This window comes from Rhodococcus sp. 05-2254-2 (genome assembly GCF_002259095.1).
In the GTDB taxonomy this organism is placed as follows: domain Bacteria; phylum Actinomycetota; class Actinomycetes; order Mycobacteriales; family Mycobacteriaceae; genus Rhodococcoides.
In genome coordinates, this window is the sequence record NZ_NOZJ01000006.1 from 127,939 (window position 1) to 144,097 (window position 16,159).

At 66.4% G+C, this 16,159-nt stretch carries 12 protein-coding genes; 4 read left to right on the top strand and 8 right to left on the bottom strand.

All coding sequences use genetic code 11. The features are described 5' to 3' along the window. Window positions 1-43: 43 nt before the first annotated feature. The 4 genes from CH283_RS08425 to mshC all read left to right on the top strand — a co-directional run bounded on the left by CH283_RS08425 (window position 44) and on the right by mshC (window position 3,552). Entirely contained in the window at window positions 44-751 is a 708-nt protein-coding gene (locus CH283_RS08425; RefSeq protein ID WP_068050797.1) for a histidine phosphatase family protein, read from the top strand. 135 nt (window positions 752-886) lie between these two features. Then, entirely contained in the window at window positions 887-1,477 is a 591-nt protein-coding gene (locus CH283_RS08430; protein WP_068050796.1) for a DUF3090 domain-containing protein, read from the top strand. Window positions 1,478-1,512: 35 nt separating this feature from the next. After that, on the top strand, window positions 1,513-2,286 hold the full coding sequence (locus tag CH283_RS08435; RefSeq protein ID WP_176460530.1) for an SCO1664 family protein: 774 nt from the start codon (window positions 1,513-1,515) through the stop codon (window positions 2,284-2,286). A 24-nt stretch (window positions 2,287-2,310) separates the two neighbouring features. Next, on the top strand, window positions 2,311-3,552 hold the full coding sequence (mshC, locus tag CH283_RS08440) for a cysteine--1-D-myo-inosityl 2-amino-2-deoxy-alpha-D-glucopyranoside ligase (protein WP_094641828.1): 1,242 nt from the start codon (window positions 2,311-2,313) through the stop codon (window positions 3,550-3,552). Here the strand turns inward: mshC and CH283_RS08445 are convergent. The 8 genes from CH283_RS08445 to CH283_RS08480 all read right to left on the bottom strand — a co-directional run bounded on the left by CH283_RS08445 (window position 3,549) and on the right by CH283_RS08480 (window position 16,119). Then, the gene (locus CH283_RS08445; protein ID WP_255183143.1) at window positions 3,549-4,787 is read right to left on the bottom strand and encodes a DUF2399 domain-containing protein; all 1,239 of its coding nucleotides are present in this window, start codon (window positions 4,785-4,787) and stop codon (window positions 3,549-3,551) included. The genes mshC and CH283_RS08445 overlap by 4 nt on opposite strands. After that, window positions 4,777-8,961, bottom strand: coding sequence for a TIGR02680 family protein (locus CH283_RS08450; RefSeq protein ID WP_094641826.1), 4,185 nt, complete (start codon window positions 8,959-8,961; stop codon window positions 4,777-4,779). The genes CH283_RS08445 and CH283_RS08450 overlap by 11 nt, the downstream gene beginning before the upstream one ends. Before the next feature lie 4 nt (window positions 8,962-8,965). Beyond that, the gene (locus tag CH283_RS08455; RefSeq protein WP_094641824.1) at window positions 8,966-10,417 is read right to left on the bottom strand and encodes a DUF2398 family protein; all 1,452 of its coding nucleotides are present in this window, start codon (window positions 10,415-10,417) and stop codon (window positions 8,966-8,968) included. Continuing rightward, complete coding sequence (locus tag CH283_RS08460; RefSeq protein WP_373557664.1) at window positions 10,414-11,901, bottom strand: TIGR02677 family protein; 1,488 nt, start codon at window positions 11,899-11,901, stop codon at window positions 10,414-10,416. The genes CH283_RS08455 and CH283_RS08460 overlap by 4 nt, the downstream gene beginning before the upstream one ends. 82 nt (window positions 11,902-11,983) lie before the next feature. Further along, window positions 11,984-12,283: a Rieske (2Fe-2S) protein gene (locus CH283_RS08465; RefSeq protein WP_068050791.1), complete on the bottom strand. Its 300-nt coding sequence runs from the start codon at window positions 12,281-12,283 to the stop codon at window positions 11,984-11,986. Further along, window positions 12,280-14,769, bottom strand: coding sequence for a nitrite reductase large subunit NirB (gene nirB / locus CH283_RS08470; protein WP_094641820.1), 2,490 nt, complete (start codon window positions 14,767-14,769; stop codon window positions 12,280-12,282). Before nirB ends, CH283_RS08465 begins: the two co-directional genes overlap by 4 nt. Next, window positions 14,769-15,116 carry a molybdopterin oxidoreductase gene (locus CH283_RS08475; RefSeq protein WP_068050787.1) on the bottom strand — a complete coding sequence of 116 codons (348 nt, stop codon included), beginning with the start codon at window positions 15,114-15,116 and terminating at the stop codon, window positions 14,769-14,771. The genes nirB and CH283_RS08475 overlap by 1 nt, the downstream gene beginning before the upstream one ends. A gap of 100 nt (window positions 15,117-15,216) precedes the next feature. Then, entirely contained in the window at window positions 15,217-16,119 is a 903-nt protein-coding gene (locus CH283_RS08480) for a PAC2 family protein (protein WP_068050790.1), read from the bottom strand. Window positions 16,120-16,159 lie beyond the last annotated feature (40 nt).

The following is a 16,159-nucleotide window of genomic DNA, read 5'->3' on the forward strand; positions in this document are numbered from 1 at the left end:
CTGCGGAACGACCCAGAGGTCAAGACTGGCTAGGCTCGATGCAATGACAGTCATCTTGCTTCGGCACGGACGCTCGACGTCGAACACCGCAGGCACGCTCGCGGGTCGGAGCGCGGGAGTCGAGCTCGATGATCGGGGGCGTGAGCAGGCGCAGGCGGTGGCGGATCGTCTCGGCGAGCTTCCCGTGGCCGAGATCGTGCGCTCGCCGTTGCTGCGGTGCGAGCAGACAGTGGAGCCGTTGGCGGCCAAGCTCGGGCTCTCGCCGGTGGTCGAGGACCGGTTGGTCGAGGTCGACTACGGACAGTGGACCGGCCGGACGATCAAGGAGTTGCTGGCGGAACCGCTGTGGAAGGTGGTGCAGCAGCACCCGTCGGCTGCGGTGTTCCCGGAGGGCGAGGGCTTGGCGACGGTGCAGCAACGCGCGGTGCAGGCCGTGCGTGAACATGACGCCCGGTTGGCCGCGCAGCACGGCCGCGACGTGTTGTGGGTGGCGTGCTCGCACGGTGACGTCATCAAGTCGGTGCTCTCGGACGCCATGGGGGCCCACCTCGATTCCTTTCAGCGGATAGTCGCCGACCCGGCCTCGATCAGCGTCGTCCGCTACACCTCGACGCGGCCGTTCGTACTACGGACCAACGACACCGGGTCCGATCTGAGTGCGTTCGTGCCGAAAGCCGAGGAGCCCGCCACGCCGGAATCGGTCGATGCGGACCCTTCCGACGCGGTCGTCGGTGGTGGGGCAGGCAGCTAGAGCGCCCTTTCGGCGCTGACACCCCTATCGGTGGCAGGCTGGAGGGCAAGCAATACCGTCCACGGTCGATCCGTGGCCGATAATGAAAGTTCCGAGAATCACTTCGCGGAGCTGTTCGAGTCGTTAGGAGGTGCAATGCCGCGCGCCATACACGTTTTTCGCACCCCTGATCGTTTCGTTGCCGGGACCGTTGGGGAACCGGGCGACCGAACGTTCTTCCTCCAGGCGGTGCACGACGCCCGCGTGGTGTCCGTTGCGCTGGAGAAGCAGCAGGTCCAGGTACTCGCAGACAGGATGGGGCTGCTACTCGAGGAAGTGCACCGCCGGTTCGGAGCGGACGTTCCGGCCGAGGAGGCCGATTCGGTCGACACCAGTCCGTTGCTGACCCCGATCGACACCGAGTTCCGCGTCGGAACGATGGGACTCGGCTGGGATGCCGACGCCAACGCCGTCGTGGTGGAACTTCTCGCCGTCAGCGAAGTCGAGGTGGACGAATCGGTCGTTCTCGACGACACCGACGAGGGCCCGGATGCCGTCCGGGTGTTCCTCACTCCGGTGCAGGCCCGCGAGTTCGCGGTGCGGTCCGAGCGCGTCATCGCGGCCGGCCGTGCGCCGTGCCCGCTGTGCGGACAGCCACTGGCCCCCGAGGGACATGTCTGCATCAGAACCAACGGCTACCGCCGCGGTGCGACGTTCGGACCGGTGACCGAGGTCGACGAGTCTTGACCGTCGAACTGCCGCCGTTCGAGGGCCGCGAAACCATGGAGACAGGCGACCTGACGATCGTCGGTCGCGTGGTGTCGGCCAGCAACGCCACGCTGGTGTGCGAGGCGGGCGAGGGCGACTCGGCCGTGCGGTGCGTGTACAAACCCGTTCGCGGGGAGGTTCCGCTGTGGGATTTTCCGGACGGCACTCTCGCGGGCCGCGAAGTGGCATCCTACGAAATCTCCGAGGCCCTCGGTTGGGGAGTCATCCCGCCGACGGTTCTGCGCGACGGGCCGTTCGGTCCCGGGATGGTGCAGAAGTGGATCGACACGCCCGACGATCATGCCGAGGGACGCGTCGACCTGGTCGATATCTGCCGTCCCGATCTCGTACCGGCGGGCTGGATTCCGGTACTGCAGGCGTACGACGGCGAGGGCGAGGAGATCGCGCTGATCCACGCCGACGATCCGCGGCTGCAGCGGATGGCGGTGCTCGACGTGATCCTCAACAACGCCGATCGCAAGGGCGGGCACGCGCTCGAAGGTCTGGACGGCTACGTGTACGGAGTCGATCACGGCATCTGCCTGCACGCCGAGAACAAGCTGCGCACGGTGCTGTGGGGGTGGGCAGGCCAGGCGGTGGACGACGCGTTGATGACCGACGTCGTGCGGTTCGTCGAGACGTTCGACGCGGTCGTCGCTCCACGCCTGGTCGACAAGATCACCCTCACCGAAACGGTCGCGGTTCTCGACCGGGCGCAGGAGCTGATCGCGCGGCCGGTCATGCCGGAGCCGCGCTCGAGCAGACCCATACCCTGGCCCGCCTTCTGATCGGGCTCGGATAGGCTCGGTTGCATGCATTCTTGGTCGAGCCCGGAGATCCCGACAATTCCAGGACAGGGTCCAGCGCTTCGATTGTTCGATACCGCAGACCGTCAGGTTCGACCCGTCACCCCCGGTTCGACGGCTCGGATGTACGTCTGTGGAATTACCCCGTACGACGCCACCCACCTCGGACACGCAGCGACGTATCTGACGTTCGACCTGATCAACCGACTGTGGCGAGACATGGGCATGGACGTGCATTACGTCCAGAACGTCACCGATGTCGACGACCCACTGTTCGAGCGCGCCGACCGCGACGGTGAGGACTGGCGCGATCTGGGAGCGCGTGAGATCGAGCTCTTCCGTGCCGACATGGAAGCGCTGCGCGTGCTCCCTCCGCGCGACTACATCGGCGCCGTCGAGTCCGTCGACGAGGTCGTCGAACTCGTGGAGAAGCTCGTCGCGTCCGGTGCCGCGTACGTCGTCGACGATGCCGAGTACCCGGATGTGTACTTCCGTGCCGATGCCACGGAGCAGTTCGGTTACGAGTCCGGCTACGACCGCGCCACGATGGACACGTTCTTCGCCGAACGCGGAGGTGACCCCGATCGGGTCGGTAAGCGGGATCCGCTCGATGCGTTGCTCTGGCGCGCGGTGCGGCCGGGCGAGCCGTCGTGGCCGTCGCCGTGGGGTCCCGGCAGGCCCGGGTGGCACATCGAATGCGCGGCGATCGCGCTCAACCGCATCGGTACCGGCTTCGACATCCAGGGCGGCGGAAGCGATCTCATCTTCCCGCACCACGAATTCTCGGCCGCCCACGCGGAGGCGGCGACCGGTGATCCGCGTTTCGCGCGGCACTACGTGCACACCGGCATGATCGGGCTCGACGGCGAGAAGATGTCCAAGAGCCGCGGCAATTTGGTGTTCGTCTCCAAGCTCCGGGCCGAGAACGTCGACCCCGCAGCCGTGCGACTCGGTCTGCTGGCCGGGCACTACCGGCAGGATCGGCCGTGGTCCGACGAGGTTCTCGAACGGGCTCACACCCGGCTCGCACTGTGGCGTCGGGCCGCTGCGCTGGAGAGCGCAGCGTCGGCCGACGATGTGATCAATCGGTTGCGGCAGCATCTGGCCGACGATCTGGACACCCCCAAGGCTCTCGATGCGCTCGACGCGTGGGCGAGTTTCGCGGTCGAGCGCGGCGGATCGGATGCGGGTGCACCCGCCGCCTTCGCCGATGCAGTCGACACGTTGCTCGGAGTTCCGCTGCGTTAGGTCGAATCCCTGGCTCGTAGATCCATCAACAGATCCGGGACGAGTCGTTCCTCCATGACTGCCCGGCCCGAACCACGAAGAGCAGCAGCCAGTTCCGTGTCCCACGGACTGTCCGTCGGATGGCCCTTCAGCGGTTCGGAATTTCGTGCGTCGAGAGCAAGTCGATAGGAGTCGACGTCCATGCGCCACGGCACCGCGTCGTACCGGGAGAGTGCTCGTTTCACCATGTGCACTCCGGCCCAGTCGAAGTCGGCACGCCAGCGAATCGTGGTGCCTGGTGCGCGGGAGGCCAGCAGCCGGTGTACCGCGGCGGAGGGCTGACCGTCCGTGCAGATCAGGCTCGCGCAGTTCGACCCGAGAGTGCGGGCTGCCGCGGCGAGAACCGCCACGTTCTCGCAGACGAACACCGTGGCCGAACTGTTGGTGAGCGTCCCGCGCATGAGCATGTCCACGGTGACGGAGAAGGGGATGCCCTCGTCGGCAGCCTCGTTCAGCCACCCTGCCACGGTATGGGTCTCGTCGACGCGGTAGCCGAGCACCAGCACCCGGCTGGACACCGCGTCGACCGACACACCTGCGGTCTCCCACAACGCCCTGATACCGACCGGATCGACGGGCCGAGGGACGTTCTCGCGCAACGACAATGCATCGAGGACAAGTTTCGGGGCACCGCCGGCCGAGAGTGCCTTGGTATCACCGCAGGCGAGTTCGGCCAGCTCGGTGAGCGACATCCCGTCCACCGGCAGCATCGCGAGGACCTTCGTGGCCACCTCGAGCGCGTCGACGGCGACCCGGCCACCGAGGGTGCCGTCCTGGTTGAGCAACGAGGCGATCCAATGTTCGATCCATTCTCGGTCGGTGCCGCCGCCGAGAACATCCCTGGCCCGATCGAGTGCATCGGCGCGCACCTGAGCCTTGTCGGCGGCGATCCGCTTCTTGTCCTGCAACGGGGCCTGCGACGTGAGGGTGTCGATCAGTCCGAGGCCACCGTTGAGCGGATGGCTCAGCCACGCGTCGAATCGCTCCAGGTCGAGTCTGGTGCTGCGCGCCCGAGAATGCAGACTCGAATTGGACCGAGAGATCGCGCTGCACAGACGCCACAGCTCCGGAGCATCGCTCAGATCGACGGTGATGTTGCCGCCGACCCGAAGCCAGTTGGACTCCAACTTCTTTCGTGCCGCATCGAGCAGCGCACCCAATTCCACGCTGCCGCGCCATTCGCTGTTACCGCTCAAACTCCAGCCCACCTTCGGTTCGGGTCGGCACCCGGCGCGTCAGCGGTGACCCGAGTGCCGCGGCGAGGTCGGTACCGTCGTGCTCGGCGAACAGTTCGCCGTTCTCCCACACCAGAAGTGCTGCGCTGACGGTGTTCTCGGCTGTCGAATGCGCCAGGTCGTAGTGCGCGCAGCCGGGGACGTCCCCGTAGGTGATCCACAGGTCGTATCCGGTCATGAACAGGTCGAGGTCGAATTGCACACTCAGGCCGAGCAATTCGCTGCGGCCGTTGTCGTCGACACCGGCGAACGCCTCGTCCAGCGCCAGCAGCCGAGGTGAATGTGGATCGGCGGAGGACAGCATCACGTGCGCGGCGGCGAACAATGGCAGGTGCAGCGACACCGACTGCTCACCGCCCGAGAGCGCACTGTGGCGTGCGACGGTGAGACGATCCTCGTTGCCGTCACCGCTGATGAGCGTGAAGGCGAACACGCGCCAGCGGCGATAGTCCAGTGTCGTGGACAGGATCTCGGGGTAGGACCGTTCCGGATGCGCCGCGCGAGCGATTCTGATCTCCGACGCGAAGTGGGCGCGCATTGCGGCCAGATCGTCCTGGTTCAACGCCGAGGCGTCGCGGTCGAGCAGTTTGGACACCGCCCGGGCCCCGTCGTCGAGGTTGTCCGCGAGCACCCAGTGCACACCGATCGTGTTGCCCGACGACATGCGGCGCTGCTTCATCTCCGCAGACATCTGGGCGATCAGCTCGCGTGCGTCGACGGTGCGCTCGTGAATCTGCTGCGCCAGGCCGGTCAGCAGTGCATCTTCGAGTATTCGGCGCTCCTGCTCGGTCAGCAGCAACTCCTGATCGGCCCTCGCCGCGCCGATGCGGTCGGCGAAATCTCCGACCGACGAATAGCCCTGCTCGTCCTGAACTCGTACGACGGTCAAACCGTCCGGCGCATCCCACTGCAAACGGTAGTCCTGCCCCGATGCGGCGAGTTGCGAATCGAACTCCTGGAGCGCACTCGTCAGGGCCGTCCGGGTCGACTTCCGGCTCGAGTCACTGACTTTCACCGACGCCGTCGCTGCGTCGAGTGCCGAATGCAGTGCGCTCACGACCGGCGGTAGTACCGGAACCTCGTCGTCGGGACCGTCGGCCTGCTGAACTCGATACAGAATCTGCTCCACGGTCAACCAGGCAGAATCACTGGCAGGCCAGGCGTACGCCTCGTGGACACCGAGGATGCCGAGCAGGTCCTTGCGAGCGTAGGGCGCCAGCCGCACGGCGTCGCCCAGGGTTTCGGTGACGGCACCGCGCAGGCTTTCCAGCGCGGTGTTGCAGGCACCCTCGGCCTTGCCGATCGCTTCGCCGGCTTCCTTGTCCGCTTTGCGCGCGGCCCGCTGCTCGGCGCGGCATTTCTCGATGCGTTCGCGTGCGTTCTCCAGATCGGTGTCGATCTGTTCGGCGGTGGCACCGAGCTTCTCGCTCAGGAGCTCGAGGCGTTGCACCTGCTGTCGGTAGTTCTCTTCGGCTATTGCCGCTTCCTCGGCGAGCTCCTCGGCCAGGCCGGTCGCCTCTTCGAGCCGGTTGGTTGCTTCGCGGGCGCGTTCTGCTTCGCGCGTGTGATCGCCACGCTTGCGGATGACCACCGAGCCCTGATGCTCGAAATGCCGAATCGCAGCGGCGAGGGCATCGATGTCGCGACCGATGTGGGGGGTGCGGTGAGCCACGGCGACGGTGCGCAGCTGCTTCTCCTTCGCCGACAGGTCTGCGATCGCCTGGTCGAACTCACGGTCGGCCGCGGCAGCACCCTCCGTGGAGGTGCGTAGCGCTCCAGCGGCAGCGGTGACGGCGCGTTGCGCTCTCACGATGGCCGAGGCCCGGGGGAGCTGCTTGGCGGCCGCACCCAGTGCCTGCACCGATTCGCGCGCAGATCGTTCGTCGGCCGTCGCGGTCTCCAGCGCGGCCGTTGCGGTATCGATCGCGGCACCGAGCTCGGCGATGCGTTGCTCACGCCGACGAGCCCGCGCCGTCGCACCGATGTACTCGGCATCGGCCTTGGTGTGGCGACCCTGCTGCACACCCTGCCAGTACCGACCGTCGACGCCCACCGAGACGGCACCGCCGGAGAATGCGCTTTGGTCCTGTTGCAGTGCAACCGAATTCAGCACGTCGAGTATGCGCGATTCCGATACGGCAGTGCCGGGCTCGGGTTCGAGGACGGACGCCAACGTGGTTCCGGTCGGCCTCGAGGCCTCCGGCAGCGGCGACAGATACTGCTCCGAGTTCGAGTCGACGGGGAAATCCGCGATCGGATGGATCCAGCCGTCGAGCAGATTCGCCGCCTGCAGCGCGGATTCGATTCCGGCGGCGTCGGCAGGGGAGACCGAAACCGCGAACCGAACCAGCTGCCACAGTGGCGCTCCCGACAGATCCGCACGCGAGTCGGTCCGCGCGGCGAACGGCGGCGGCGCGTCATCGTGTTCGGCTCGCACCAGGGACAGTTCGTCGCGTAGCGCGTTCAGCTCGGCCGTGCGGGTCGATACGTCCACGCGGGCCTGTGCCTGCCGGGCACGAAGCGCGTCGATACCGTCCGCGGTCTGTTCGGCCAGCACCGATTCCAGGCTCGGGGCGTCGTCGTCGCCGACGTGTGCCAACGCCGCGTCGAGGGCCTCGAACGCGGCGGAGGTGATGCCCGCAGCAGAGTAGAGCGCCGAATTGTTCGACCACCAGGCTCGTAGTCCCGAAGCGAACTGCGCCTTCTCCAGGTCCACGGTCGCCTCGGCCTCGGTGACCGCGGCCGACGCGGCCTCGAGCATCTCTCTGGCCTTCGACGCGGCCTTCTCCGCACGAGTGCGTTCCGTCGACGCCTTCTCGACGGTTCCCAGCGCCTCGCGAACCGCCCGCACGTCGCCGTCGCGTTCCTCGGCGTGGCCACGCAGCGCGGTGCTGATCTGGTCGCTACGGGCGGTTCCCGGCAGTGGTGTCCAGACGATCCCCGCGTCCTCGGCTGCAGACTGCAGTTCCTCCTCGGCGCGGGTGACCCCGGCAACGGAATCCCGGAGTGCGGAATCGGCCCGAGCCGCTTCGGTGGTGCGCTGCTCCAGTTCTACTCGAGCCTTGCGGGCGCGGTCGGCCTGCTGGGCGGTCGAGATCTCCAGCTTCGCAGCGGATTCGGCCAGATCGTCGAGTTGCTGCTTGCCCTCGTATGCGCTCGAGCGCTGTAGAGTCTCGCGGTCTGCGACGGCCTGATCCAGTGCGCGTTCGGCCTCGTCGAATCGGGTTTCTGCAGCCGCACGTTCGAGCAGACGGCGGTCCTTCAGAGCGGCAGCGGCGAAGTGTGCGGTGGTCGCATGAGTGACCGCCTCGAGCCGGCGCGAGACCTGCTCGACATCCGAACGCGTCTGCACCCGAAGGTATTTGGAGTACACCGAGACGAAGTTCTTGGCGGCGTGATCGGCCTGCGCCAGTCCTTCGAGAGCCCGGCCCACCTCTTCCATGTCACTGAAGGAGCGCGCTGCTTCGAGCACCAGCTGCTCGTCCAACGGACGCAGGCCGTCGGTCAACGCCTGCGAGAGCCCCTTCGGGTCGAGGTTTTTGGCCAACTGTGGGCGGCGGAGTGTCAAGATCAAGTTGATCAACTGGTCGTAGCGCTGTGCACCGAGCCCGAACATGCGGGCGTCGATCGCGGCGCGATAGTCCACCGGGCGATCTGTCAATGCGTCGGTGCCCAGCTGTTCACCGAGTTGCTTCTTCGTCAACGGACGGTCGTCGGAACCCAACAGCGAGAAGTCGACGCCCACTCGGCCGTCGGCCACGAAGTACCAGCGGGTCACCTTGTCGTTGTGGCGGCTCGCCCGCATGCCGATTCCGACCGTCACCGATTCGGGGTCCTCGCGCGACCCGCGGCCGAACTCCATCCACACATACGAGTGCGCGCTTTCCTGCCCTCGGTAGAGCAGGTTGGACTTCATCGTCCGCTCTTCTCCGGCGAACGGATTGAGCCGGCGCGGTTCGATACGACCGTCGAGGACGAACGGGAACAGCACTTCGAGAGCCTTGGTCTTGCCGGAACCGTTGGGCCCACGCAACACCAGACGACCGTCGGCGAAGGAGAACTCCTGATCACGGTAGTCCCACAGGTTGACGATCCCTGCTCGCGTCGGCCGGAAACGTGACGAGTGTGCGGTCATCTACTCAAGCCTCTACTTCGGATAAATCGGTGATGTCGGCCTGGTCGGTTCTGGGGGACTGGTCGGTACTGGGGGACTGTTCGGTACCGAACAGCGAATCCTGCGGGGTCCGATCGCGCACGCTGACCATCACGTCGCGGTAGCGCGCGATCACCGGCAGCACCAGCACGCCGCCGGACACGCTGTGTATCAATCGAAGTCGATGCAGCATCGCGATCGCTCGGAGCCGTAGGCCGTCGCGATCGGTCTGCCACTGCGCGGCGAACGTACGACCGAACCGTTCGACGAGATCGTCGACCACCGAGACCAACCAACTGTCCTCGATGAGCGGATACTGCTTCTTGTCCACCGCATCGTCGAATGCAGTTGCATCGGAACCGAACCCGAATTCTGCGAGATCACCGAAGACTCCACCGTCGGGAATGGCACCGTCCAACTGCTCGATCAGGGCGTCACCGTCGGGAAGGGGGTAGGTCGCCAGCGCGGGTGCATCCGGATCGATCACCCGGTCCGAGATCTCGCCCGCGATCAGCAATGCGACCTGGGCAATGGTTCCGGTGCTGGGGAATCGGTAGTCCGAGAGTCGTCCCGAGGTGTCGATGAGGGCCACTCCCTCGGCGCGACGCTCGGCGACGAGGCCGGTCAGCAACTCGACGTCGGCAACGGTGCGCGACGCGGCGAGGGCCGTGCGGCCGTCCGGGTCGAGATCGTCGAAATAGACCACCGGTTGCTCCACCAACGCACGGCGTACCGCACGCAGCGTTTCCTTCGGATCTGCCTCACGCCCGGAATCGGTCTGTCCCGCATCGGATTCCTCGGGGTCGATCGCGGCGTTCGAGCCGGCCAGCAACCCGCGAATCGATCGCAGATGCTGCACGGCGCGGGGCGGCCTGAACATGGCAACGACGACGGGACGGTCGATGTCGTAGAGCGCCTCGCCTGCGGACGGGTTGTTCGCCCAGCCGCTCGCGTCACCGTCGGCCAACGCGATGGCCCCGCGTGTCGCGAGCCACCCGATCGCGTCGACGAACGCGTCTCGGTCGCTTGCCCGATCGGTTGTCAGCTCGACACCGTCGACCTGACTCGCCTCTGCTGCAACATGATCGGCGAGTTCGGACAGGGTGATCTGGTTGCCCGCCCGGCCGAGTGCCGCCAGCGCCAACGCCAGGTACGCGTACCTACGGCGGTCGAAGACTCGGTCGGTGGGCGTTCGCGCGGGTTGACTGTCGTCGAGTGCGTCGATCACCGGGAACAGGCGAGCCGTGGTCTCGGTGACCTCGAGGCGATACCCGAACAGCTCGAGCAGATCCTCGCGCAACTCGGTGGCCCATCTGCGCAGCAGTGGCAGCGCGATCCGATCGGGGTACGTCGTGGTCACCAGGTGATTCGACAGCGCAACCCGGGCGGCCCGCTGGTAGGAATCCAGTGCGAGGGTGGAGATCTCGCGAGCTCTCATCGGCGTGCCACCTCGCTGACCTCGAGCGCGAGGCGGTCCAGATGCAGCCGGCCTCTGCTGGTCCGCACGATCGTCGAACGGTCACTGTCGCTGAGCGTCAGGCGCACGCCGCTGTCCGATCCGGACGAGTCGGAGGTGCGTCCGCTCACGCGTACCCGGGCGGTCAACGCAGCATTCAACAGACTCAACAGCACCTCGGTTTCCTGCTCGTCGAGAATCCGGTCGTGGATTCCGGCGGAGGCAAGCGACTGCGCTGCGGCACTGCGTGATCGCTGCGACTCGAGTTGCTGCTCGCGCAGCCGTCTGATGCCGCCGTCGTTGCGCTGCACCCGTCCCGGAACACCGGGGGTCGGGGTGCGTCCGGTCTCGGCCAGGGTGCGCGAGATCTCGACCGGTGGTGCCTCCCACCACGATCGGGACGTGGGGATGATGTCGGCGTCGGGATGCACCATCGACAGATGCCGCGGTCTGCCGAGGCCGAACACGGCATGGAACAGAGCGTGCGCGCTGTCTTCGGTCGGCGCGGCAGCGAACCAACCGGCCAGGTGGCGCAATTGGCTCTCGCGACTGACTCCGCCCTTGCGGGTCTCGGTCACCCGGCGCAGCAGCGACAGCACGGCGGCGATCGCGCTCATCGTGCCCTCGCGGAGTCGCTCGGACTCGCTGAGTTCGGACTCGGCCGAGACGAACCAATGCGAGAGGCCGGCCCAGCGATCGGTCCAGTCGGCGCGGCGTTCGGCGACGGTGAGAAAGACTCGTTCGTCGCTGATCGCGGCTCGCTCGACGAGTTCCTCGATTCCGGTGCTCTCGACGAGTGCTATCGCCTCGGCGAGTTTCGGTGCGTAGCGGGTCAGATCGGAGCTGAATTCACGCATGTGTGTCAGCAGGGCGTCCTTGTGGACCAGGAACGACTCCGGCGTGATCTCGGTGGTGCGCACGAGGTCGCCGAGCACCAGATAGAAGTGCGCGGCGCGGGTAGCCATCTCCGACAGTGTCGAATCGAGTCGGCTGAGCTTGCGGTAGATGCGATCGCCGTCGGCCTGACGGTTCGCCTCGGCCAGCTCGTGCATGTCGGCCAGTAGCTCGGGCAGCACCAGCCGCGACAGCGCGGCGTCGTCCAGGCGCGCACCGAGCACGTCCTCGACCGCTCGGTAGGCCTTGTAGCCGGCTTGGCCGAACTGGTAGACGAAGTGACGGTTGCGGTACTCGGCGAGGGTGGCGGCGCGGGTGCCGTCGTAGCTGCGTTCGAGCAGGCCCCAGGCGTGGAGCTGATCGAGCAGAGGCGCGATGTCGAGGGTGCTCAGCGCTTCGTGGTGCCCGGAGCTGCGTGCGATGAGGTCGGCGACGTCTCCGGAGTGCAGCAGGACGACGTAGTTGGCTCGTGCAGTGTCGAATGCCCGGAGAACAGCCAGGTACTCGGAGCGCTTCTCGGCAACGGCGAACGAGAAGAGACCGAGACGATCTTCCTCCACGAACGCATTCACGACTCCCTGTCGTGCGTCCTCGCCTGATTCGCTCACTGGAACAGGGTAGGGGGTCAGGCTCTCGGTCGTTCAACCGTGCCGGTTAGAGCTCCAGGGTCACTTTTCCGTCCACCACTGCGGCGGGGTAGGTGCGCACCGAGTCGATGCCGCTGGGGCAGGTGCCGTCGTCGAGCGAGAAGGTGTACTGGTGCAGTGGACACACGACTATGGATCCGTCGATCTGACCGTCTGCCAGCGGCCCGCCCTTGTGCGGGCACACGGCGTCCATGGCCCGGACCGAGCCGTCACGGAGGAGGAACACCGCCACCTGCTTGCCGTCCACCACGTAGGCCCGTCCCTCGCCGGGCGTCAGGTCCTCCACGGCCCCGACAGGCACGCTCATCGGACCGGCACCTGTGGCAGCGGAAGCAGGGGCAGCGATGGGGTGAACTGGGCGGGTGACTTCGGTGCGGCGCGGTCCTGCCACGGGTCGATGTACCCGTCCACCGATGCCTGCATTCGTTCGTCGAGTCCGGCGACGATGCCGTCGCGGTCGTCGATCAGCACGCTCTGCAGTTCTTCGAGACCGACACGCGGAACCCACGCGTACGTTCGCTCGAGCCACTGGGCGTTCTCACGGTAATGCTGGATGAACCTGCCTGCCACGGTCAGAACCTCCTCGGCCCCCGTCACGGTGGCCAGTAGATCGCCCTTGCGGATGTGTGCACCGGCCGCACCTCCGACGTAGATCTCCCATTTGTCCTCACCCACCGAGACGACGCCGAAGTCCTTGCACAGTGCTTCCGAGCAGTTGCGCGGGCAGCCCGCGACCGCGAGCTTCAACTTCGCCGGGGTCTCCAAGCCCTGGAACCGTTCTTCGAGGGCGATGCCCAGTGCCGTCGAGTCGCCGAGGCCGAAGCGACAGAAGTCGCTGCCGACGCAGGTCTTCACCGTGCGCATACTCTTGCCGTAGGCGAAGCCGGAGGGCATGTCCAGATCGCCCCACACCTTCGGCAGGTCTTCCTTCTTGATGCCGAGGAGATCGATACGCTGACCGCCGGTGACCTTGACCAGCGGAACGTGGTACTTGTCCGCGACGTCGGCGATCTTGCGCAACTGATCCGGGGTGGTGACGCCACCCTTCATCTGCGGCACCACCGAGAACGTGCCGTCCCGCTGGATGTTGGCGTGAACTCGGTCGTTGATGAACAGCGCGCCGCGCTCGTCCACCCAGTCCGGGCCCCACACCGTCCGCAGCAACGACGCCAACGGCATCTTGGCCGCGGCATCCTCCGCTCCACCGGTCGCCAACGCGGCGAAGACCGCAGACACCGCCCGAAGATCCTGCGCGCGAATCGCGTCGATCAGCTCCGGCTTGGTCATCGGGATACACGGCACGTACCAGTCTGCGGTCGGGTCGGCCTCGACGGCACCGCCTGCTGCGCACGCGATGATGCCCTTCACCAGTCCCTTGCACGATCCGCACCCCTTGCCCGCCCGGGTCTTCGCGGTCACGTCGCCGAGGTTCTTCGCGCCTGCGTGTACGCAGGCCACGATGGCTCCCTTGGTGACGCCGTTGCAGTTGCACACCTGGACGTCGTCGGCCAGCTCGGCGGCTCCTGTTGCCGCAGAGGGGGTGCCCATGTCGAAGAGCATGCTGATGCGCTCGTCGGGCAACGGCACTTTCTCGTCGAACGCCTGGGTGAGGAAGTTGGCCTTGGAGATGTCGCCCAGCAGGGTGGCACCGACGAGTTTGTTGTTCCGCACGATCACCGACTTGTACGTACCGCTGCGCGGCTCGTAGAACTGGACGAACTCGTCGTCGTCTCGTTCGGGGGCGGTGATCCCCATCGAGGCGACGTCGACACCGGCGACCTTGAGCTTGGTGGTCAGACGCGAACCGTGATACGCCGCAGTGGGATCGGCTCCGGTGAGCACGTCTGCCAACACGACGGCCTGCTCCCACAGCGGAGCGACGAGGCCGTAGACCTCGCCGCGGTGTTGGCAGCATTCACCGACGGCATAGATGGAACCCTCGTCCTCGCAACGTAATTGGTCGTCGACGACGATTCCGCGTTCGATCACCAGTCCGCCGGCGCGAGCGAAATCGACGCTGGGACGAATGCCCGCGGTGACCACCACCATGTCAGCGGCGAGCGAGGTGCCGTCGTTGAACCCCACGCCGGTGACGACGCCGTCCTCGGAGCGCAACACCGAGGTGGTTCGCTTGGAGGTGTGCACGCCGACGCCGAGTGACTCGATCTTGTTACGCAGTACGCGGCCGCCACGCTCGTCGAGCTGCTGATTCATCAGGTGACCGGGGGAGTGCACCACGTTCACTTCCAGGCCCTGCGTGCGCAAGCCGTATGCGGCTTCGAGTCCGAGCAGTCCGCCGCCGATGACGACGGCGCACACGTCGTCGCGCGACTGCGCCATCTGCAGCATGCCGTTGGTGTCGGCGATGGTGCGGAACCCGAACACGCCTCGCGCCAGCCTGCCGTCGGACTCGCGGAGACCGTCCATGTTGGGGAAGAACGTGTTGCTGCCGGTGGCGATGATCAGCACGTCGTAGTCGACGGACCGACCGCTCTCGCAGACGACGGTCTTGGAGAACCGGTCGAGCGAGATCGCGCGGTCTCCGGCGTGCAGCGTGACGCCGTTCTCGCTGTACCAGCTCATCGGGTTGAGGATCAGGTCCTCGTCGTCGACGGTGGCCTCGCCGGACAACACGTGCGAGAGCATGATTCGGTTGTAGTTGCCGTACGGCTCGTCGCCGATCATGGTGATCTCGAACGACGAACTGCCGCCGCGTTTGATGATCTCCTCGACCGCCCTGGCACCGGCCATCCCGTTACCGACCACCAGCAGCCGCTGCTTGCCCGCGGTCATCAGATCAACACCAGACCGAAATCGACGACGACCTCTCCGCTGGTTCCGGCAGGGGCGGCGACGACCAATTCGAGCACCGTGTCGGGATCCACGTCCTCGACCACCCGCAGCGGAATGTTCACGCCGCTCTTGGCACCCATCGGGAACATGCGCATCGGACTGCCGTCGCGCAGCAAGGTGACGACCACCAGCTCGTCGCTCGAATTTCCGCCGCGAAAGTACAGTGGCTGAGCCGTCGTACCCTCGGGGACAACGAAGCTGAGGCTGGGATCGATCAGCTCGGGCTTGTCCAGACCGTGTCCGGTGAACGAGAAGACGCCTTGCAGGAATCGCGGTGTGCTGGCCATACCCACAAGGTTGCGGGGTCGGGGTGACGTCACCGCTGCGGTGACGTTACGTCGGGATCAGAAAGACCTCACCGGCCCCCGGCTCTTCCTGTGCGGTCGGTCAGAGCCCGAAGTTGCCCGGACCGCGTCGCCTCAGGTACTTCTCGAACTCGGCCGCGATGGCGTCGCCGTCGATCTTGGCGATCGCATCGGACATGTCCACCTCGGCGTCGCCGCGTTCCTCGAGGCTGCGAACGTATTCGCTGATCTCCTCGTCTTCCTTCGTCATCTCGGTCACCGCCTCTTCCCATTCCTCGGCCTGGGTGGGCAGTTCGCCGAGCGGTACCTCGATGTCGAGCACGTCCTCGACCCGCTGCAGCAGCGCCACGGTGGCCTTGGGGTTGGGCGGCTGGGAGACGTAGTGCGGGACCGCAGCCCAGAAGGAGACCGCAGGCACCCCGGCCTTGACGCACTCGTCCTGCAGCACACCGGTGATCCCGGTCGGTCCCTCGTAGCGAGTCTGTTCCAGGTTGAACTGTTCGGCCGATTCGGTGCTGTAGGCGGTGCCGGTCACCGGAACGGGTCTGGTGTGGGGAGTGTCCGCCAGCAGTGCGCCCAGGATCACCACGGTCTCGACGCCGAGCTGTTCGACGAATTCGAGGAGGTCGTCGCAGAAACTGCGCCAGCGCATGTTCGGCTCGATGCCGCGTAGCAGCACCACATCGCGCGAGCTGCCGGGAGGCGAACACACCGACAGCCGAGTCGACGGCCACTCGATCTCGCGCGTGACACCGTCCACCTGCCGGACCGTCGGGCGGTTGACCTGGTAGTCGTAGTAGTCCTCCGAGTCCAGTTCGGCCAGCGGACTGGCGTCCCAGATCAGCTCCAGATGCTCGATCGCGCCGCTGGCTGCATCTCCCGCGTCGTTCCAGCCCTCGAAGGCAGCGACCAGGATCGGGGAGCGCAACTCGGGAATGACGTCGTCGAGATCGTCGAGGTCGTCGAGGTCTGTGGCATTGGCCACAGCATCGTGGACGGCCTCGATCAATGCAGCATCCAGAGGC

Coding starts and splice junctions, on each gene's coding strand:
- CH283_RS08455 (WP_094641824.1), bottom strand. CDS start 10,417: ATGAGAGCTCGCGAGATCTCCACCCTCGCACTGGATTCCTACCAGCGG.
- CH283_RS08450 (WP_094641826.1), bottom strand. CDS start 8,961: ATGACCGCACACTCGTCACGTTTCCGGCCGACGCGAGCAGGGATCGTC.
- CH283_RS08475 (WP_068050787.1), bottom strand. CDS start 15,116: ATGGCCAGCACACCGCGATTCCTGCAAGGCGTCTTCTCGTTCACCGGA.
- CH283_RS08430 (WP_068050796.1), top strand. CDS start 887: ATGCCGCGCGCCATACACGTTTTTCGCACCCCTGATCGTTTCGTTGCC.
- nirB (WP_094641820.1), bottom strand. CDS start 14,769: ATGACCGCGGGCAAGCAGCGGCTGCTGGTGGTCGGTAACGGGATGGCC.
- mshC (WP_094641828.1), top strand. CDS start 2,311: ATGCATTCTTGGTCGAGCCCGGAGATCCCGACAATTCCAGGACAGGGT.
- CH283_RS08435 (WP_176460530.1), top strand. CDS start 1,513: ATGGAGACAGGCGACCTGACGATCGTCGGTCGCGTGGTGTCGGCCAGC.
- CH283_RS08465 (WP_068050791.1), bottom strand. CDS start 12,283: ATGAGCGTGCCTGTCGGGGCCGTGGAGGACCTGACGCCCGGCGAGGGA.
- CH283_RS08425 (WP_068050797.1), top strand. CDS start 44: ATGACAGTCATCTTGCTTCGGCACGGACGCTCGACGTCGAACACCGCA.